Source organism: Pengzhenrongella phosphoraccumulans (assembly GCF_045689905.1).
GTDB classification, from domain to species: domain Bacteria; phylum Actinomycetota; class Actinomycetes; order Actinomycetales; family Cellulomonadaceae; genus Pengzhenrongella; species Pengzhenrongella phosphoraccumulans.
On record NZ_CP144210.1, the window covers coordinates 263,200 to 282,689 of the forward strand.

Genomic DNA, 19,490 nt, shown 5'->3' on the forward strand with positions numbered 1-19,490 from the left:
CGGGGATTCGCCATCGCCATCAACGTAGGAATGCGAGTGAGCACCAGCCCAGTACACGATCTGTACCCACCCGGTACACGATCTGTACCGGCCGATCGTGAGGCCACCCTTACTTCGTCGCGTGGCCGGGACTACCCTGCAACGATGGGATCGTCCTACTACCAGTTCTGTCCCGTCGCGAAGACGATGGAGCTGCTCGACGAGCGCTGGACGCTGCTTGTCATCCGTGAGCTGGCCACCGGGAGCGAGCACTTCAACGACCTTCGTCGAGGACTGCCGCGCATGTCGCCCACCCTGCTGTCCAAGCGGCTCCACCGACTGGTCGCCGGGGGCGTTGTGGCTCGGTCCACGGAAGCGGGCGAGGTCCGCTACGTCTTGACCCCCGCCGGTGAGGAGCTCCGCCCGGTCGTCGAGGCGTTGGGGGCGTGGGGGACGCGCTGGATCCCCGAGCTCGGCGACGAAGACCTCGACCCGCACCTGCTCATGTGGGACGTGCATCGCAACGTCGACACATCAGCGGTCCCGCCGGGCCGGACCGTCGTCCGGTTCTCATTCCCGGCGCTGCGCGGCAAAGGCCGCGAGTGGTGGGTCGTCATCACCCCGCCAACTGCCGACGTGTGCGACTTCGACCCCGGGTTCGACACCGCAGCGACAGTCACCGCAGACCTCCGGTCGATGGTCCAAGTGTGGCGCGGTGACCTCAGCTGGGGCGAAGCGCTGCGGTCTGGCGGGATCGCTCTCGAGGGGCCCGAGCCGGTTCGCCGAGCACTCCCCCACTGGTTTGCGCTCTCACCGTTCGCCAAGGTCCACAGACCCGGCACCGTCACACGTCGGCGCTGAGCGTGATCGCGCGGACCCGCGCGATCGGCGTCACGCGCGCCGTCGGCCTGGGTCGGCTGCAGCTCGCGAGCGGCCCTCACGCGCCCGCCTGACCGCGCCGGGTGAGGTGTTTCGCCACCCAGCCTTGGGCGGTGCGGAGCAAGCACCTCGCTGCGGACCTGCTGCTTCAACGCCCGGCGATCACGCGAACGACGAGCTTCTCGTCGAAGAAGACCTACCTACCGGCTGGCGCTTACCTGGCCGGTGCCCCGGCAGCGACCCGACGACTCCAGTTCGCTCGGAAGGATCGTGCGATGTAGGGCAGTTGGATGTGCTGCGCGCCGGCGAGCGACGGGTGTGTGTCGATGAGGTGCCCCACCCGGGCGAGCAGGTCGTGGCGTTCGTCCGCGGGGAGGGTGATGACGTAGCTCCGGGATGCGACCAGGTCGAGCAGGTCGGGCGGGGTGAGGTGATGCGTCCATTCGACGTCGAACCGCTCGACGGGTCCGAACGGAGGCCCGATGCGCGGGTTCGCGGCTCCCATGTCCTGTTCGATGCCTTGGTGCATGAGTCGTCCGAGCTGGGCGACCCAGTCCTCGCGCTCGTCACGGATGTTCCAGACCAGGCCGAGCCGGCCCCCGGGCCTGAGCACGCGGGCGACCTCGGGGACTGCCGTTTCGACGTCGACCCAGTGCCATGCCTGGGCAACCAGCACGACGTCGACCGAGTCGTCGGGCAGGGGGATCTCCTCGGCCCGTCCCGCCAGAGCCCGCACCGCGGGAAGTGCGCGGGTCAGCTCGTCCCGCATTCCGTCGGAGGGTTCCACTGCCACCACGTCCAGGCCTCGTGCCACGAGTCTTCGGGTGAGCTGGCCGGTGCCAGCTCCGAGATCGAGGACCGTGCGTGCACCGACCGGGAGCAGCCAATCGACCGCGACCTCGGGATAGCTCGGTCGACCAGTGTCGTACTGGTGCGCCGCCACACCGAAGGATCGGGCCTGGATCCCGCGCTCGTGATCGCTGAACGACATGGTGACAGTCTCGCGCCGCACGGACGCGCGCCGCGATCACGTTGCCCCCTGCGCTCAACCGGCCTGATCGATGGTCATGCCGTATCGGATGGCTGAGTGAAGCGCGTCAGCGTTGATGACGGAGAGTCGCTTGAATTTGATGCAGTAGCCCGTGACGCTTGCTTTGCCGATCGAGGCGCCGTAGGTGCGCGCGAGGTAGGTCTTGTCGTCGAGGCCGAGGACGTAGACCGAAATACCCGTCGTGTTGGCGCTCAGGCCGATGCGATAGAACTCGCGCGAAGACCCGTTGGCGTAGTTGATCGTGTAGACGCCGTAGCCGATGTTGGGGTTGGCCACGACCTTGCCGCCCTCATTGGTGCCGTCGCTGAACCACAACCTGCACCCCGGCGATTCCGTGACCACCCGGGCGTGCAACTGTCGGAGGTCGGTCTGCTTGGGCTCAGGCTGACTGGCGAGGTAGGCCTCGATCTGCTCAGGAATATCCATCTCGGGACCAGATGCTAACAACCCCGACACCTGCCGGAACAGGGCCCGGCATGACGAGATTGACGGTCGAGGCAGAGGGCCACACCACCGGTCGTGCGGGCCGTGGGCAGGTCGGACTCCTGTCAGCTCGGGACGGAGAGTCCCTGCAACCAGTCTCGCCATGCCGGCTCCTCGCGCCGCACGTAGTCGGCCGCGTCGGCGGAGAACAGGTACCCCCGCACTCCCACCGTCGCCGAGCCGTTGCCCTCGCCGAACACGAAGACGCTGAGCATCCCGGGCACCGGCTCGGTGAGCCGGACCAGCGTCTGCCGCTCGCCGGCCCGTTCGACCGTGCCGGTGGAGCCGCGTACCTCGACCGCCGAACCCTCCTCGCCCAGCCCGAGCGCGTCGTACAGGGTCGACCAGAGCACCTTCGCGTCGCCGGGGTGCGAGGCGGTGACCTCCAGCTGCGTGGCCTCCTGGCCGGGGAAGTGCGCGAGGTAGAGGCGCAGGTTGTCGAAGAACGGCATCCAGTTGGCGCCCATGTCGTCCCAGAACTCCGACTCCCAGTCGGCGCCTGTCCCAAAGCCGCTGCTGGTGACCCGCACGACGCAGGTGCCGCCGGACTGCGCCTCGACGAGGAACTCCGACGTCAGCGGGCTGAGCGCATCCGGGTCCTTGCCCATGAGGGCGGCCCAGTCCTCCTCGTAGGCGATGCGGCGCGGCGGGTCCCAGCCGGTGACCCGGCCGTCCGAGCCCATCTCGGGGCCCATGGCGAAGTGCAGCGAACCGCCCTCGCGCTCCTCCATCTCGGTCGGCAGGAACCAGGCGCTCATGCCCTTGGCAGTAGCGATCGCTTGCCAGACCTGCTCCGGGGTGCCCGGGACCTCGACGGCGAACTCCAGGCGGTACGGGACGTTCGGGATCGTGCTCATGATGCCTCCTCAGGAAGGGGATGGGCTGCGACGACGAGCCGGTGCGGGCGCCCGTCGTCATGGTGGTAGCGAGCGACCAGGTCGAGCACCGCGACGGTCAGGTCGTCCGCGAAGGCGGCCCGGTCGGCAGCCGACCGGAAGCCGATCTGCGTGTCGATCGTCAACGTCGGCAGGCGCTTGCCCGACGCGTCGGCCCGGTGCGCCAGGACGCCGACCTCGCGCACCAGCCGGCCGGCCAGCGCGACAAGGTAGCCCGCCGACAGGTGGTCGGCCTTGGTGTCCGGGTCGGCCGCCGACGCGCTGACCGCTGCCGGTGACACGACGTACGACGCCGCCGATGCCTGCAGCACGCGTTCGGTGAGCCCGCCGTGCCGGCGCTCCTCGGACAGCTCCACCAGGCCGTGCGCCTCGAGCGCCTTGAGGTGGTAGTTGACCTTCTGGCGCGTGATGCCCACCCGGGCGGCGAGCCCGGCGGCGGAGGCCGGGACGACCAGCTCGCCGAGCAGTCGAGCCCGGACCGGATCCAACGCGGCCGCTGCTGCGCCGGCGCTCTCGATGACCTCGACGTCTTGCATGACACCAACGTTCCATTGACAATAAATCTTGTCAATGGCCGGAGGCATGGGCCGGTGCGCCGGGGCCGGTCAGGTCACGCCTGGCCGGATCGCCTGGACCGTGAGCAGCTCGACGGTGGTGCTCGAGCAGCCGGTGAACCCGGGCGCAGCAACGTACAGCGAGTCCTTCTCTCCGGGCGGGTACACCCGGAACCCGTCGGCCGGCGTCGGGCCGCACGTCGCACTGTCGTAGTTGTCAGGAAGGGCTCAACGCTGCCAGCGGCGCCGCCGTCGCCAGCAGTGATGCTGCCCGCCAGGTCGCGGGACCGGCAGCGGTCGGACCGCATGCTGCCGGGCGTGCTGGTCGCGCCTGCGGTGTCTGATCCGGACGTCGCGTCGTCGCCCGGCCCCGCGGCGGGGGTGGCACTCGGCGTGGGTGAGGTTGCCGGCGTCGAGCCGGCCGGAGGGGCCGGGGAGGAAGGTGTGGACCCGGCGTCCGCACCCGAGCAGGTGCCGGCGCATCCTGTGAGCAGCAGGTCCGCGGCCAGCACCATCCCGAGGGCGAGGAACCGCGGTGCCCGACCGGGTCGTGCGGTCTGGCCTGGCCGGCCGTGTTGATCTGTGGTCGCTCGCGTGATCATGTGGAGCCAGAACCGTCGCCGCTCTCGCGAGCGCCCCTGAATCCCGCGCCGTCACGGCACTTGTGCGGCCCGCGCATTCTCGATCTGGAACGTCGCTGACAGGGTGCCAAGCAGGAGTTCGCGCTGAGGTCCGAGGGAACTACAGCTAGCCGGCAGTGCGTAGCAACCAGTTGAGGTCGGCGTCGCGTCCCATCGTGGGGTCAGGCGGGACGGCAGGGTCCTGGGTAGCAATGGTGTCTTCGAGGTTCACGTGCTCGGGGAAGACCCGGAAGTCCACCGCGCCCGCCTTGTCAGATCCTGGTCGCGGAACAACGGGCTCCGTCACGGTGATCATTCCTCTCCGGTCGTTGCTCGACCTCCCCGATGGGGCGCCAGCCCCTGACCCAAGGGTGCCACCGTGCCGAGGAGAACTGGCCAGAACTGCGCTGCGGCTCGACGGACTCCTGACCACCGCCACTGCCTAGGGTGAGGCCATGCACACTGCCGACGACCTCATCCGCACCGTGCGTGGACGCCGGCTCTGCTACGAGCTCGCGCAGCGCAGCGCGCACGGGGACGAGATCCGCATCGCCATGTCCGCCCTGGCACATCGGGTGGACGAGCAGCGCGGGGTCCTGGGCAGGAGCGTCGCCTACCTGGTGGCCGAGAACGCCGGCAGGTCCGTGCCGCGGCCGCCGCCCGCGCGCGCCCTCGCCGACGTGCTCACCGAAGCGGCCGCCGCCCTGACGCTGGGTCCGGACGATCTGCTGGCAGCGCTGTCCGAGACCGTCTCGTCTGCCATGTACTGGCAACCGCCGCACGCTGAGGACGTCGTCCTGGCCCGCTCCCGGGTCAGGTCCGAACTGGGTCCGATCGCCGACGTCGTCCTGGCTGAGCCGGGCGCCCGGTGGTGGTCGGCGCCGGTGGACCGGGACGCCCAGATCGCCACCCGGTTCGAGCCGTCGACAGCCTCCGACCCGCCGCAGGGAACTGCCTCCGAGCGCCTGCACCGGTGGCGGGACGGCGTCGCGGACCAGGAGCGCACGGCAGCGCGGCAGCGCGCCCGGCACCCCAGGGTCCAGATGGGCGGCGAGTGGTGGGTCACCCCGGCGCTGGCCGGGCTGGACGCCACGACTCGCGCCCTCGCCGGCGCGGGGTCTGCGTCGCTGTGGCTCACGGAGGACGAGTTCGGCTGGGTGGCCGCCGAACTCGTGCCGTGCGCCGTCGACCCCGCTGCCCGCGTCCTGGAGATCGACGGGCCGGCCGCCTGGGCCGCGCTCGTGGCGACCTACCCGCTCGACGTCACCGCCACGCGGGCGCCCGACTGGTGGGGCGCGGTGGACGCACGCGACGGCGCCTGGCTGATCCCCGACTGGTCCGCCGTGGCGGCGGACCACGACGGGGTGCACGTGAGCGTCCTCGCCTGGCTGATGACCTCCGGCCAGGCCGTCCCCGTGGGACCCGGCACGACGACGACCCTGGCCGGCTGGGACCCCGACTCCACCTGGTGGCTGGCCGACGCCGTGCGGCCCGCGACGTCCGGCCGACGCTGGGTCCGCCACGACCAGAGCTGGGCGCTCGACCAGCCCGCTACTGGCGGGCCATGTGCATCCGGAGCTCAGCCTCGGCGTCGTGGATGAGCTCGCCGCCGACGTCGACGTTCACCTCGTGGAGCGTCCCGGTGAACTTGAACGGGCTCGCGTAGTCCGACGTGACGGGCGAGCCCGGGTTGGCCCCGCAGCTGAGTGCTCCGGGGTTGAGGACGAACGGCGTCGTGACCGGGGCGTCGGCGTTCGCGACGAGACCACCGTCGATGTAGAGCTGCAGACGCCCCGGGGTTCCACGCCCGTGCGGGAGGTCGGGCTTGCCCGTCGGCTCGAACTCGAACCGGAGCTCGTGCCGACCGACGGGGATCTCGTCGGGGGACGTGACGGTGTACAGCTCGCGGCCGACGTAGTTGTGCACGTAGTGCAGGTGCCCGTCCTTGACGTAGAACGAGTAGCCGCCGGCGGCCGTGCCCTGGCACAGCAGGACACCCTCGGCCCCACTCTCCGCGATCTCGACGCTGGCGGTGATGGAGTGCGGCCGATTGAGGACGTGCGGGCTCGCGAAGTACGGGATCGACTGGGTGTTCGGCCGGTACGTGTAGTGGTCGCGGGGCAACGCGGCCAGGGGCTTCTCCGAGACCATCCGGGCGAGCCCGCTGCCGTCGATCGGCATGACGCCGTACTTGCCCGCCTCCACGTACCAGGCGGCGATCATCGCGATGAGCCGCTCCCGGTGGTCTGCGGCGAGATCGTGGTTCTCGGCCGGGTCCTGCGCGACGTGGTAGAGCTCCCACCCCGTGGCGTCGAGCTCGGACAACTTCTCGGACGAGATCGGCTCGCCGAACCCCACGCCCGCTTCGGTGAACGAAGGCCCCGGCCACGGGCACACGGCCCGCCAGCCGTCCTTGTAGATCGCGCGGTGGCCGAGCATCTCGAAGTACTGGGTGTGGTGGCGGCTGGGCGCGGTGGAGTTGCTGATCGCGCCCGCGAAGCTCACGCCGTGCAGGGGTGCCTGGGTCACCCCGCGGATCGCCGTCGGCGCCTGGATACCGAGCAGGTCGAGCACGGTCGGGACCATGTCGATGATGTGGGCGTACTGGTCGCGCACCACGCCTTTCGAGGCGATCCCGGCGGGCCAGGAGACGATGAACGGGTCGGTCGACCCGCCCCGGTAGGTCTCCCGCTTCCACCGCCGGAACGGCGTGTTGCCCGCCCAGGTCCAGCCCCACGGGTAGTGGTTGAAGTGCTCCGGACCACCCAGCTCGTCGATGGCCTTGAGGGAGTCCTCGAGCGGTTCCTGGGCGTTGTTGAAGAACTGCGCCTCGTTGGTGGTGCCGCTCGGGCCGCCTTCGGCACTGGCGCCGTTGTCGGAGATGACCATGACGATCGTGTTGTCGAGCTCGCCCGTCTGGCGCAGGTAGTCGAGCAACCGACCCAGGTGGTGGTCGGTGTGGTCGAGGAAGCCGGCGAAGACCTCCATCATCCGGCTGAAGAGGCGGCGAGCCTCCGGCGGCAACGCGTCCCAGTCGGGCACGTCCGGGTCGTGCCGCGACAGCTCGGCGTCGCCCGGCATGATGCCGAGCTCCTTCTGCCGCGCGAACACCTTCTCCCGATACGCGTCCCAGCCGTCGTCGAAGGCCCCGGCGTACTTGTCGGCGAACTCCTTCGGCACGTGGTGCGGGGCGTGGGTGGCACCGAAGCACAGGTGCAGGTAGAACGGCTTGGCGGGGTCGATCTGCTTGGCGTCGGCGATGAACTCCATCGACTTGTCGATCAGGTCCTCGGTCAGGTGGTAGCCCTCCTCCGGCCGGCGCGGCGGCTCGACCTGGTGGTTGTCGTAGACCAGGTCGGGATACCACTGGCTGGTGTCGCCCCCCAGGAAGCCGTAGAACCGCTCGAACCCGCGCCCCAGCGGCCACCTCGAGTACGGCCCGGCGGCGGTCTCCTGATTGCTCGGGACCAGGTGCCACTTGCCGACCATGAAGGTGCTGTAGCCGTGCTCGAGCAGGGTCTCGGACAGCAGTCCGTTCTCGAACGGCATGATGCCGTTGTAGCCCGGGAAGCCCGTGGCGAGCTCCGTGATGGCGGCCATGCCGTTGCTGTGATGGTTGCGGCCGGTCAGGATGCACGACCGGCTCGGCGAGCACAGGGCGGTGGTGTGCATGTTGGTGAACCGGAGGCCGCTCGCGGCGAGCGCGTCGAAGTTCGGGGTGGCGATCGGGCTCCCGTAGCAGCCGAGCTGGCCGAACCCGGTGTCGTCGAGCACCACCATCAGCACGTTGGGCGCTCCCGCCGTCGCGCGGACCGGTGCCGGCCACGCCGGGCTCGACTCATCGGTCGTGCCGCCGATCACACCAGGGAACGGGGTTCCTTCCGGGTACTCCACGATCGCCATGTCAACTGTCCCCTCCATCTGCCGGTGGCCCTTGCGGCGCCCCAGCCGGGTCGCGCCGACCATCGGCGCGACGCGCTTTCCATCCCAGGCTCTGACCGGGACGAGCCGACGACCTCACCCGGGACGGGTGATCTAGACAGTTAAGTGATTGCGCAACTATAGTAAGTAAAAGAGACCCGAGGAGGCAGTGATGAACGACAACCCCAGCCCGGCCGTACCCGAGCGCGATGTCCTGGACGACGCCGCCGAGGTGTTCGCCCTGCTCAGCGCGCCGGGCCGGCTGCACCTGCTGTGGATCCTGTCGAACGACGAGGTCGATGTGACCACGCTCGTCGCCGCCGTCGGCGGGACGAAGGCCGGGATCAGCCAGCACCTCGCCAAGCTCCGGCTGGCCGGGTGGATCGATCGGCGCCGCGAGGGGCGCTACCTCCTGTACCGGGTGGTGGACCCCCACATCGTCACCCTCGTCCGCCAGGCGGTGGAGCACATCCTCGACCTGCGCGTCCAGAAGACGACCGACGCCTGAGGGCGCCTTGCCGTAGCCCACGTCAGCCCGCTCACGAGAAGGAACCTCCGATGACTCCCGCGATCGCCACCCACGACCTGACCAAGCACTTCGGTTCCGTTGCCGCCCTGGAGGGGTTGGACCTCGAGGTCCGGCAGGGCGAGACGTTCGGGTTCCTCGGCCCGAACGGGGCCGGCAAGTCGACCACGGTGCGGCTGCTGCTGAACCTGATCCGCCCGACCCGCGGGTCTGCCGAGATCATGGGCATCGACGTCGGGGACGTGGAGCGCGCGCACCAGCACGTCGGGTACGTGGCCGGCGATGTCGCCCTGTGGCCCCAGCTCACCGGCACCGAGACCCTCGACCTGCTCGGCAACCTCTCCGGGCACGCCGACGCCACCTTCTGTGCCGAGCTCATCGAGCGGCTCCAGCTCGACCCGTCCAAGCGGGTGCGGTCGTACTCCAAGGGCAACCGGCAGAAGGTCGCGCTCGTCGCGGCGTTCATGACCCGACCCGACGTGCTCCTGCTCGACGAGCCGACGTCGGGCCTCGACCCGCTCATGGAGGCGGTGTTCCAGGCCATCGCACGCGAGGCGGGCGCACGCGGACAGACGATCCTGCTGTCGTCGCACATCCTCGACGAGGTCGAGGACCTGTGCGACCGCGTGGGCATCCTGCGCGAGGGCAAGCTCATCGAGGTGGCCACGCTCGACGACCTGCGCCGACTGCACACCACGGTCATCGAGGTCGCCGTCGACGGCCCTTTCCCCGCGTTCGACGACGTGCCGGGCGTCACCAGCGTCGACCTCATCCCCGGCGGGGCCCGCCTGTCCGTGACCGGCTCGCCGGCCGCGCTGCTCACCCGGCTCGCGACGCTGCCCGTGCAGCGGATGCGGACCGACGAGCCGTCGCTCGAAGAGATCTTCCTCACCTACTACTGATCACCTGCGGACCAGACCCCGGGTCCGCGACACCGAAGGAGCAGCCGCACGATGAGTGAGAACCGTGGCACCAGGTGGGCCGTCGAGCGGCTCACCGTCCGCCTGACCCGACGCTCGACCCTGCTGGTGTCGCTCGCGCTAGCGGGCTACGCCGCGCTCGAGGTGAGCGTGATCGAGGCGAAGTATCCGGACGACGCCTCCCGCGCCTCGCTCCTGACCTTCGGCGACTTCCCGATGCTGCGGACCATGCAGGGGGTGCCGTACAGCACCGAGACCGGCGCGCTCGCCGCGTGGGACGCCGGCTGGGTCATCTCGCTCATCGTCGGGGTCTGGGCGATCCTGACCACCGTGCGGACCCTGCGCGGCGACGAGAGCGACGGGCGGGCCGAGGTGGTCCTGGCCGGGCCCGTCCGGGCCTCACGCCTGCTCGCGCGTCAGGCCGTGACCCTGCTCGCCCTGTGCGTCGGCGTCGGCCTGGCGACCGGCCTCGCCCTGGTCGCCGCCGGCACCCCGGCGTCGGGGGCGCTGCTCTTCGGCGCCACGATCGGGGCGGTCGGCGCGGCCTTCGTGGGCCTGGCGACGCTCACCTCGCAGATCTTCGCGTCCCGCTCGCAGGCAGCTGGCGCGAGTGCGGGTCTTCTCGGCGCAGCGCTCGTGCTGCGCATGACCGCGAACAGCGCCGACTCGCGCACCTGGCTCGCCTGGTTCACCCCCTTCGGCTGGTCCGACCACCTCCAGCCGTTCGGCGACAACCACGCGTTCGCCCTGGCCGTCCCGGCCGTCGTCGTCGCGGGGCTCGTGGGCTGCGCGATCGCGCTTCGGGTGCGACGGGACTCCGGCACCGGCCTCGTCCCGGAGCGAAACGTGCGGCCCTCGCGCGCCTGGGGCCTGACCAGCCCGCTCGCCTTCGCGTGGCGGGCCAATCTCGGCACGCTCGCCACGTGGGCGGTCGCGCTCGCCGGCTGGAGCGTGGCCACCGGCGCCCTCCTCCCGACGATGAACGACTTCGTCGCCGCCGACCCGTCCTTCCGGGACGTCCTGGCGGGCATGGGGATGAACGTGGCTGACCTCTCCCTGGGGTACATCGTGATGACCACCACGGTCGTCGGGGTGGCGCTGTCGATCTACGCCGCCACCCGGATCGGCGCCGCTCGGACCGAGGAGGCGACCACGCGGCTCGACCACGTCGCGACGCGCTCGGTGCTCCGCCGACGCTGGCTCGCGGGGCACGTCCTGCTGACCCTGGCGTCGGTGATCGTCCTCGCCCTCGTCGCGGGGTTCTCGACCTGGGCCGGCGCGGCCGTCATGGGTTCCGACCTGACCCTGAGCGACTCGATGGCGGCGGTCCTCAACACCGTTCCCGTCGCCGTCGTCTTCGGGGGGCTCGCGGTCCTGGTCTTCGGGCTCGCGCCGCGCGCCACAGTGGCCGTGGCCGCGTCGGGCGCCGCCGTGGCCTATCTGCTGCCGATCATCGGACCGGCGCTCAGCTGGCCCGACGCCGTCATGGGCGCATCGCCGTTCTGGCACCTCGGCGCCGTCCCGATCGAAGCGTTCGACCTGACCGCGGCGGTGGCGCTCGTGGCCATCGGCGCCGCCGCCGCCGTCGTCGGCACGATCGCCTTCGAGCGCCGCGACCTGGTCGGCGCCTGAGCCGCGAACACGTGCAGTCGCTCGGGCGTGCATACTGTACCTACTGCATATGCACAGTAGGACAACCGGAGGCCCCGTGCGCGTCGTCATCTCGAACAGTGCCGGTGTCCCCCTGTACGAGCAGATCAAGGAACAGATCAAGGCCTCGATCCTCAGCGGGGAGCTCGCCGAGGGGGACCTGCTGCCCTCGGTCCGCGCCCTCGCCCGCGACCTGCGGATCAGCGTCATCACCGTCACGCGCACCTATGCGGACCTGGCGCACGAGGGCTTCGTCATCAACGTTCCGGGTAAGGGCAGCTACGTGCTGCCAACCAACTCCGACCTCGTGCGCGAGCAGCTGCTCCGCGCGGTCGAGGAGGCCCTGTCCGCGGCCGTCCGCTCGGCCCGGATCGCAGGCCTGACGCCGTCGGACCTCATCGAGATGCTCGACCAGGCTCTCGCCTCGGACGACCAAGGAGACCTCGCATGACCGCCGCCACCGTGGTGACCACCGCACCTGCCCTGTCCGTGCGTGACCTCTCCGTGTCGTTGGGGTCGTTCGCGTTGCGCGACGTGAGCTTCGAGCTGCCCACCGGCTTCGTGATGGGATTCGTGGGTCCCAACGGCTCCGGCAAGACGACGACCATCCGGTGCCTCCTCGGGATGCTCGTGCCGGGCTCCGGCCAGATCGACGTCCTCGGGCACCGGATGCCGGCGCCGTCGCAGATCCGGCAGCACATCGGCGTGGTCCTGGACCGCACGTGCTACGTCGAGGACTGGCGCCTGGACGACGTCGAACGCGCGCTGCGGCCGTTCTACCCGTGCTGGGACCGCGGCGAGTACCGCAGGCTGCTCGACCACTTCGGCCTCGACCGGACGTTACGGGTCAAGGACCTCTCGCGCGGGATGGCGATGAAGCTCACGATCGCCGTCGCGCTCAGCCACCAGGCGCGCCTGCTGGTGCTTGACGAGCCGACCAGCGGCCTCGACCCGGTCGCACGGGACGACCTCGTCGGGATCCTCGGGGACTTTCTGGCCGATCCCGGCCACAGCGTGCTCTTCTCGACCCACATCACCGCCGACCTCGAACGCATCGCCGACTACGTGACGTTCATCCACAGCGGGCGCATCGTGTCCAGCGGCACGAAGGACGACCTGCTCGACGAGTTCCGACTCGTCCGTGGCGGACCGGACGACCTGCCCGATCCACGGCAGGTGAACCTCATCGGCACCCGGCGGCACGACTCCGGCTTCGAAGCCCTCGTGCGCACCGAGCAGGTCGACCTGCTCGGTACCGGCCTGGCCGTGGAGGCACCGAACCTCGACCAGATCGTCATCCACTTCGGCGCTCAGAACAGGAGCTGACATGTCCGCAACCCAGGCGATCGTCCGCCTCGACCTGCTCACCGTGCGCCCGTACCGCAAGCAGCTCCTCGTCCTGGTCGCGGTCGGCCTCGCGATCACCATCTCGATGCCCGACCCGTCCGTGGCGCTTCCGGCCGCCGCGGTGTACGCCGCCCTCGCGGCCGCGTACCCGTTCGCGATCGGCGACAAGGCGGACCTCTCGACCCTCCTCGGCGCCCTGCCGGTCCGGCGCAGCGCCGTCGTCCTCGGCCGCTACCTGTTCGCCACGCTGACGTTCCTGGGGGCGGTGGTCCTGGCGACCCTGGCCATGCTCGCCGTCGCGGCGGCCCGGTCGCTGCCCGTCGAGCCCGCGACGGCTGCGGTGCTGCTCGCGACGAGCTTCGTGGTCTTCGCGCTGACGGTCGGGATCCAGTTCCCGCTGTACTTCGCGCTGGGCTACACCCGGGCCCGGATGCTCTCGTACCTGCCGTTCGCCGCCATCGTCGGAATCTTCGTCGTGGGCGCGTCGCTGCTCCCCCAGGGTGGCGCGGACCTCGCCCCCGCCGCCGCCGTCACGGTCACCCTCACCGTCGCCGGGCTGGCCTTGCTCGCCGTCTCCGCGCTCGTCTCGTGCAGGATCTTCGGCCGCCGCGCGCTCTGAGGGCCGGCCGCCGGCTCACGTGCGGATGACGCGCACCGGTCCCTCGTCCGGAGTCGGCGCCTCGAAGCCGTTGATGTACGCGATCGCGCGGTCGACGGGGACGACGACGTCGTTGGGGCCCGTGTTCTGACGCCGCGCGAGTCGCCCCAGACAGACGTCCCGATCCGTTGACAGGTGGTAGACCACAGGCTGCACCCCGAGCGGGGCGAGGAGTTGTCGGTACGCCTCGCGGGACGCTCGCGCCCAGAACGAGGTGTCGATCACCACGCAGGTACCGCGCGCCGCCAGCTCGGTGAGTCGGCGCTGCAGGTACTCGTGCACCTGGCGCGCGGACTCCGCGGCGACCGGGTGGGTGCGATACCCACGACGCCAGGCCTCCTCGTCGAAGGAGAGCAGGACGTAGCCCTCGGCCTCGAGCCGCTGAGCGAGCGTCGACTTGCCCGATCCGGCGTGACCGCACATCAGAACCACCTGATCCATGCCGCGAGGCTAACGGCTCGACAGTTCGGGCTCTGTCCGTCGCCCATTCATCCAGGACGCGTCCGGCCGTGGTGTGGGCCGCGCACACTCCCGATGTCAGCCACCCACGGCCGCACCCGCGGCCCGAACCCCCAGGAGCTCGCCCTATGCGCCTCACCTCGCTCGGTTCACCTGCCCCGCACCGGACCACCACCACCCTGATGACCGCCACCCTGGCCTGCGGGATCGCGCTGTTCGGCGCGACCGGCCCGGCCAGCGCCGCCGTCGGGCACGCCGACGACCGCACCGCCCCCCGCGAGGGCGAGGGCCCCCGAGCCCGCACGTTCGACCTGCAGGCCCACCGCGGCGGGATCGGCCTGACGGTGGAGAGCACGATCGCCTCCTTCAGCAAGGCCCTCGACCTCGGCGTCACGACCCTCGAGCTCGACGTGCAGATCACCAAGGACGGCTACGCCGTGGTCTCCCACGACCGCGACCCGAGCGCCGCCAAGTGCACCGACACGGCGCCGGCCACCCCCGGTGACCCCCAGTTCCCCTACGTGCCCGGCACGACCTACATCGCGAATCTCACCCTCGCCCAGGTGCGCACGCTCGACTGCGGCTCGTTGGCCCAGCCGCAGTTCCCCGGCCAAGAGCTGTCGCCCGGCGCGCAGATGCCGCTGCTGTCCGAGGTGTTCGACCTCGTCAACGACCGACACGCCAAGGGCGTCAAGCTGAACGTGGAGACCAAGGTCGAAGCCGGCGCACCGGAGCAGACCGCGCCCCGCGAGCAGTTCGTCCAGGTCGTCGCCCACGAGGTCCGGGCCGCCCACCTGCTGCGCCAGGTAACGATCCAGAGCTTCGACTGGGGCGCGCTGATGCGGATGCGTGAGGTCGAGCCCCGACTGCCCATCGTCGCGCTCACGAACGGCCAGCAGTTCCTCCAGGCCGGCCAGCCCGGCGCCTCGCCGTGGCTCGGCGGGATCGACATCGACGACTTCGGCGGATCCCTGGTCGCCGCGGCGGCCTCGTTCCACGCCGACGCGATCTCGCCCGTGGCGGGCGACCCGCAGAGCGGGAAGGTCACCGATCCCGGCTACGTCCCGTACACGACGCCGGCCATGGTCGCCGACGCCCACGCCGCCGGCATGCTCGTCATCCCCTGGACCATCGACGACGACGCGACCATGCAGGCGCTGATCGACGCCGGCGTCGACGGCCTCATCACCGACTACCCGAACATCGCGCGCGACGTGATGGCCCGCAACGGCTTCGCCCTCCCCCGCGCCTACCCCGCGCGCAGCCACCACTAGGCACCAGACCCCCGTGCCCGTCCACCGGAGCGGTCACCGACGCCACGTCGGTGACCGCTCCGGTGTGTCCGGCCGGCCTCGTTCCACCGCACCGGAAGGCCCACGATGAACCGCATCCAGCCGAGACCCGCCTCCGTGACTGCTGCCCGCCTGACCGCTGCCCGCCTGACCCCTGCCAGCCTGACCGCTGGCCTCGTGACCACCACGATGGCCGTCGCGCTCGTCGCGGCGACCGCCCTGCCCGCGGGTGCCACCGCGCCGGCAGGGGACGACGGCCGCCCGGGGCGCGAGCACAAGGTCGTCCTGTTCGCCATCGACGGGTTCGACGCCGACTACCTCGACGGACGCGTCCCGCTGCCCCACCTTCGGAAGCTCGCACGCCGCGGGACCCTCACCACCGGGACGGGCGTCATGTCCTCGGTCACGAACCAGTCCTGGGCCTCGGTCGCCACCGGCGCCTTCCCCGAACGGACGTTGAACGCGGCGTACTACTTCGACCCCGCCGCGGGGATCGCGCGCGGCCAGTCGCGGGCGATCGCCACCCCGACCCTGGCCGAGACGCTCGTCACGGCCGGCCGCAGCGTGGCCTCCGTGCAGTGGTTCATCCTGCAGAACCGCGGCGTCACGTACGGCGACCCGGGCGCGCTGTACACCCAGCCCGGCGGGACCTGCGAGCGCCGCGGCGACGACGCCGTCGCGATCCTCGAGGGCCGACCCGTGAGCTCCGCCGGCAGCGCGGTCACCGTGCCGGAGGTGCCGGACCTGCTGGCGATGTACTGCGACGACATCGACGGCGCCGGCCACGCGACCGGCGAGGACAGCCCCGAGACGATTGACGCCCTGGCGCGGGTCGATGCCCAGATCGGCCGGGTCGTCGACGCGACCCGGCGCGCCGGCACCTACGACCGCACCACGTTCGTGCTGACCGGGGACCACGGCTTCACGTCCTACGACAACGTCAACGGACCCCAGACGGATGCCGCCATCGACGCACTGGGCTACCAGGCCGAGTGGGTCAGCACCAACGCGAGCCCGTCGCCCGGCACCCAGGTCGTCCTGGTCGGTGGCGGCCTCACCTCGGTTCACCTCGTCGGCGACCTCGCCGGGAACGATGACGCCCGGGCGCGCATCGCGGCCGCCCTCAGCGAGGTCGATGGCATCAGCCGGGTCTTCGACAAGCGGGAGCAGGCCGCGATGCGGATGGCCCCGGCGTACGGCGACCTCGTCGTGGAGCCAGAGCCGGGCTGGGGGATGTTCGCCACCGACTCGGACCTGACCCGCGGCCGTCACGGGACCACGCAAGACCTCAGCGTGGCGTTCCTCCTCAGCGGAGCCGGGATCAGGCCGGGTGCCGCCCCCGGGGCCCGCGACACGTCGACATCGCGCCGACGATCGCCCGGCTGCTCGGCGTCCGTGCGCCCGAGGCAGCTCAAGGCCGAGTCCTCACCGAGGCTCTCCTGCCGCCGCGGGACTGAGCTGAGGGTCCCGCGCTCGGATCGCCGGGAGGTAGAAGGCCGCACCGAGGATACTGAACGCCCCGGCCACGATCATGGCGAGCGCCGTGCTGGTGTGCTCGGCGAGCGGGCCCAGGGCCAGCAGGCCCACGGTGTACGCACCGCCGGCCACCATCGAGTTCATCGACAGGACGGTCGCACGATTGCCCGGGTCGGCCTCGCGGTGCAGCAGCGTGCTGTGCGCGGGCCCACCCGCACCGTGCAACGTGTACGTGAGCAGGAACGCGGTGATCAGCCCGGTCGGCCCCGCCATCAGGCCCATCACGACGATGAGGGCTCCGTTCAGGACGCGGGCCAGCAGTGCCGTCCAACCCACGCCGATGCGCCGGCTGGCCAGCCCGGCCAAGGTCGAACCGACCGCGAAGAGTCCCCAGGCGGCCGCAGACGCGGGTCCCATCAGGGCGCCCGCCTGGGTCTGACCGCCGACCAGCTCGGCCAGGCGGATCGGCATGAGGGTCTCGAAGGCGATCATCCCGACCGACCAGAACACCTCCACCAGCACGAGGGAACGCAGGATCCGCGAGGTCGACAACGTCCGCAGACCAGCGGCGACCGTGCGCGGCGCGTCCCGGCCCGACCGCAGCGCCCGAGCCCACTGGGTCGAGTCGACCGGGGACCGGCGTTCGCGCATCCGGACCGCGATCGCGACCAGGTTGACGGCGTAAAACGCCAGGGCGACCCAGTACGGCAGCTCCAGCGCCGTCATCGAGTCGACCGGGTCCCACGCCACGAGCGCGCCGGACAGGAGCGCACCGGACGCGATGGACAGCCCGAGCGCGGTACCCGCGTGAGCCAGGGTCGTCTCGACCCGGACGCCGGGCTCGTCCGCCTGGGCGGTGTCGACATACCAGGCCTCCAGCGGCCCGGAGTCGAGGGCCCGGAACAGGCCCTGGAGCAGCAGCGCGACCACGAACGCGGCGAACGTGTGCGCGGTGATGAAGACCAGGCCCGAGATGAGCGCGACCACGCCCGCCGCGAGCAGCACCGGCCGACGACCCAGGGCGTCGGCGAACCCGCCGGTGGGCAGCTCGAGGCCGAGCACGACGATGCCCTGCATCGCCAGGATGACCCCGAGCTGGGACAGGCTCATGCCCCGCTCCAGCGCGAGCAGCGTCGTGATGCCGACCGTGAGGCCGACCGGGAACCAGCGGGTGACCGTCAGCACCAGCAGGGTCGCGCGGGCCTGGGCGGCCGAGACCGGCGAGGCTGTCATCACCCTCACCGCCCCGTGGGGTCGTCGAGGTCCATCGGGAAAAGCACCGTGTACACCGCGAGCCGTTTCGCGTCAGGGCTGCCCTGCCCCGCGGTGCGATACCTGGTCACGAGCCGGTCGACGTCGGCCTTCAGCGCCTCGGCCTGCTCGGGGGTGACCAGCACGAAGTAGTCGCTCATCCCGGCGGCATCGCGCCACGGGCCCGGCCAGGAACCCTCCACGTCGAGCCAGCGCTCGAACTGCTGGCCGAGGTGGTGGCTGTAGTCCCGGACCAGCCAGGTCAGCGCGGCCTCCGAGTCCCGGTCCCCGGCGAATTCGCTGACCGTCCACTGATGGGAGTCGGTGGCGGCCCGCCACAGCCGCCGCCGACCGGCACCCTCCCCCGTGTCCGTCACGAGCCCGACGGACTCGAGCTTGCGCAGGTGGTACGAAGTCGCACCCGTGTTGGTGCCCAGCGCGCCGGCGAGCTCCGTGGCGGTGGCCGGCCCCCCGCGTCGGAGCGCGCTCAGCAATCGGGAGCGCAGCGGGTGGGCGAGCACCTTGAGCGCTGCCGCATCGAGCTGGAGGCCGGTCGGGTCACTGTCGCTGGTCGAGGTCACCAGTGCACAATATCTCTGCATATAAGTTATGCACAAGGAGTGTGCTGGCTCCCCGCTCCGGCAGACGCACCTCATCGCCCAGCACACTTTGCGAACCCCATCAGCGCAAGGGGATACGCCGACAGCTGCGAATCTCGGGCTGCCGGGGCGAGGCCGGGCCGATGCCTGCCGGACCGTTCAGCGGGCGAGGACGGCTTCCCTCGGTTCGCCTACGCTCACGTCAAGGACCTCGACCGCCGCGCGCTGCTGACGCGCCTGGCGACGCGCCAGCATCCGATCGAGCACGAGGCCACCGAGGAAGCCGCCGAGGACACCGATCACGACGGCGACGAGCGGACGGTCCCGGAACCACGCGCCGGCAGTGAGACCGATCGCGACCGAGTAGAGCGACCAGGTCACGGCAGCCAGCGCTGTGAGCGCGGCGAACCGGCGCCGCGGGTACCGGGTCGCCCCCGCGGTCATGTTCACCGCGACGCGCCCGATCGGGATGTACCGCGCGGCGAGGATGAACGAGGGGCCTCGCTTCGCCAGCGCCGCCTCAGCCCAGTCGATGGTGCGCTGCCCGCGGGGACTGCGCAGGATCCGCAGCCGGCGCACGTCGAGCCGCCCACCGATCGCGTAGGCGATCTGGTCCCCGGTGAAGGCGCCGGCGGCCGCCGCCAGCAGGACCAGCGCGAGATTCGGGATCCCCGCCGAGACCGACAGCGCGGCCAGGGCGATCACGACGGTCTCGCTCGGCACCGGGGGGAAGAACCCATCGAGAGCCGCTATGGCGTACAGCGCGAGGTAGACCCACGGCGCGGCAGCGAGGGCGACGATCCAGTCATCGAGCATGGGTCGTGTCCGCCTTCGGTTCAGTCGTGCCGCGTCGTGCTTCCGGGCGCGAGCACCGACTTTCCTGACCGGGGTGCCCGCTTCCGCAACCGTAGGGAGCGCACCCGTCCCGC

The 19,490-nt window shown here is 71.0% G+C and carries 20 protein-coding genes and 1 pseudogene; 11 read left to right on the forward strand and 10 right to left on the reverse strand.

Features of this window, described 5'->3' with window-relative positions:
* Positions 1-144 precede the first annotated feature (144 nt).
* Positions 145-840 (forward strand): winged helix-turn-helix transcriptional regulator, encoded by a 696-nt coding sequence (locus tag VTA80_RS01305; protein WP_407343620.1) that lies wholly within the window; start codon positions 145-147, stop codon positions 838-840.
* Between the two features lie 232 nt (positions 841-1,072).
* On the opposite strand, the gene VTA80_RS01310 is transcribed toward VTA80_RS01305, so the two are convergent.
* From VTA80_RS01310 to VTA80_RS01325, 4 genes are all read right to left on the reverse strand, one after another.
* Positions 1,073-1,849, reverse strand: coding sequence for a class I SAM-dependent methyltransferase (locus tag VTA80_RS01310; RefSeq protein ID WP_407343621.1), 777 nt, complete (start codon positions 1,847-1,849; stop codon positions 1,073-1,075).
* Positions 1,850-1,903: 54 nt separating this feature from the next.
* Entirely contained in the window at positions 1,904-2,335 is a 432-nt protein-coding gene (locus VTA80_RS01315; RefSeq protein WP_407343622.1) for a DUF1801 domain-containing protein, read from the reverse strand.
* A 122-nt stretch (positions 2,336-2,457) separates the two neighbouring features.
* The gene (locus VTA80_RS01320; protein WP_407343623.1) at positions 2,458-3,249 is read right to left on the reverse strand and encodes an SRPBCC family protein; all 792 of its coding nucleotides are present in this window, start codon (positions 3,247-3,249) and stop codon (positions 2,458-2,460) included.
* Positions 3,246-3,824, reverse strand: a complete 579-nt coding sequence (locus VTA80_RS01325; protein WP_407343624.1) for a winged helix-turn-helix domain-containing protein — start codon at positions 3,822-3,824, stop codon at positions 3,246-3,248. The genes VTA80_RS01320 and VTA80_RS01325 overlap by 4 nt, the downstream gene beginning before the upstream one ends.
* A 34-nt stretch (positions 3,825-3,858) precedes the next feature.
* On the opposite strand from VTA80_RS01325, the gene VTA80_RS01330 reads away from it, so the two are divergent.
* Positions 3,859-4,056, forward strand: coding sequence for a hypothetical protein (locus VTA80_RS01330; RefSeq protein ID WP_407343625.1), 198 nt, complete (start codon positions 3,859-3,861; stop codon positions 4,054-4,056).
* A gap of 533 nt (positions 4,057-4,589) precedes the next feature.
* On the opposite strand, the gene VTA80_RS01335 is transcribed toward VTA80_RS01330, so the two are convergent.
* The gene (locus tag VTA80_RS01335; protein ID WP_407343626.1) at positions 4,590-4,769 is read right to left on the reverse strand and encodes a heme biosynthesis protein HemY; all 180 of its coding nucleotides are present in this window, start codon (positions 4,767-4,769) and stop codon (positions 4,590-4,592) included.
* A gap of 148 nt (positions 4,770-4,917) precedes the next feature.
* On the opposite strand from VTA80_RS01335, the gene VTA80_RS01340 reads away from it, so the two are divergent.
* Entirely contained in the window at positions 4,918-6,063 is a 1,146-nt protein-coding gene (locus tag VTA80_RS01340) for a hypothetical protein (protein ID WP_407343627.1), read from the forward strand.
* Here the strand turns inward: VTA80_RS01340 and VTA80_RS01345 are convergent.
* Positions 6,014-8,365: an arylsulfatase gene (locus VTA80_RS01345; RefSeq protein ID WP_407343628.1), complete on the reverse strand. Its 2,352-nt coding sequence runs from the start codon at positions 8,363-8,365 to the stop codon at positions 6,014-6,016. The genes VTA80_RS01340 and VTA80_RS01345 overlap by 50 nt on opposite strands.
* A gap of 190 nt (positions 8,366-8,555) precedes the next feature.
* On the opposite strand from VTA80_RS01345, the gene VTA80_RS01350 reads away from it, so the two are divergent.
* From VTA80_RS01350 to VTA80_RS01375, 6 genes are all read left to right on the forward strand, one after another.
* Complete coding sequence (locus tag VTA80_RS01350) at positions 8,556-8,891, forward strand: ArsR/SmtB family transcription factor (protein WP_407343629.1); 336 nt, start codon at positions 8,556-8,558, stop codon at positions 8,889-8,891.
* A 50-nt stretch (positions 8,892-8,941) separates the two neighbouring features.
* Positions 8,942-9,811 (forward strand): ATP-binding cassette domain-containing protein, encoded by an 870-nt coding sequence (locus VTA80_RS01355; protein ID WP_407343630.1) that lies wholly within the window; start codon positions 8,942-8,944, stop codon positions 9,809-9,811.
* Between the two features lie 51 nt (positions 9,812-9,862).
* Entirely contained in the window at positions 9,863-11,461 is a 1,599-nt protein-coding gene (locus tag VTA80_RS01360) for an ABC transporter permease (protein WP_407343631.1), read from the forward strand.
* Between the two features lie 76 nt (positions 11,462-11,537).
* On the forward strand, positions 11,538-11,930 hold the full coding sequence (locus VTA80_RS01365) for a GntR family transcriptional regulator (RefSeq protein WP_407343632.1): 393 nt from the start codon (positions 11,538-11,540) through the stop codon (positions 11,928-11,930).
* Positions 11,927-12,805, forward strand: a complete 879-nt coding sequence (locus tag VTA80_RS01370) for an ABC transporter ATP-binding protein (protein WP_407343633.1) — start codon at positions 11,927-11,929, stop codon at positions 12,803-12,805. Before VTA80_RS01365 ends, VTA80_RS01370 begins: the two co-directional genes overlap by 4 nt.
* Position 12,806: 1 nt before the next feature.
* Positions 12,807-13,445, forward strand: a complete 639-nt coding sequence (locus tag VTA80_RS01375) for an ABC-2 transporter permease (protein ID WP_407343634.1) — start codon at positions 12,807-12,809, stop codon at positions 13,443-13,445.
* A gap of 15 nt (positions 13,446-13,460) precedes the next feature.
* Here VTA80_RS01375 and VTA80_RS01380 read toward each other — a convergent pair whose 3' ends face one another.
* On the reverse strand, positions 13,461-13,925 hold the full coding sequence (locus VTA80_RS01380) for an AAA family ATPase (protein WP_407343635.1): 465 nt from the start codon (positions 13,923-13,925) through the stop codon (positions 13,461-13,463).
* 146 nt (positions 13,926-14,071) lie between these two features.
* Between VTA80_RS01380 and VTA80_RS01385 the strand changes: the two genes are divergently transcribed.
* Together VTA80_RS01385 and VTA80_RS01390 are read left to right on the forward strand one after the other, a co-directional pair.
* Positions 14,072-15,217, forward strand: coding sequence for a glycerophosphodiester phosphodiesterase family protein (locus tag VTA80_RS01385; RefSeq protein ID WP_407343636.1), 1,146 nt, complete (start codon positions 14,072-14,074; stop codon positions 15,215-15,217).
* Between the two features lie 207 nt (positions 15,218-15,424).
* Positions 15,425-16,450, forward strand: a pseudogene (locus VTA80_RS01390) (alkaline phosphatase family protein); the annotation flags it as partial.
* Between the two features lie 210 nt (positions 16,451-16,660).
* Here the strand turns inward: VTA80_RS01390 and VTA80_RS01395 are convergent.
* From VTA80_RS01395 to VTA80_RS01405, 3 genes are all read right to left on the reverse strand, one after another.
* Positions 16,661-17,944: an MFS transporter gene (locus VTA80_RS01395; RefSeq protein WP_407343637.1), complete on the reverse strand. Its 1,284-nt coding sequence runs from the start codon at positions 17,942-17,944 to the stop codon at positions 16,661-16,663.
* A gap of 5 nt (positions 17,945-17,949) precedes the next feature.
* Positions 17,950-18,543, reverse strand: coding sequence for an ArsR/SmtB family transcription factor (locus VTA80_RS01400; protein WP_407343638.1), 594 nt, complete (start codon positions 18,541-18,543; stop codon positions 17,950-17,952).
* A 177-nt stretch (positions 18,544-18,720) separates the two neighbouring features.
* Positions 18,721-19,377, reverse strand: coding sequence for a DedA family protein (locus VTA80_RS01405; RefSeq protein ID WP_407343639.1), 657 nt, complete (start codon positions 19,375-19,377; stop codon positions 18,721-18,723).
* Between the last annotated feature and the right edge of the window lie 113 nt (positions 19,378-19,490).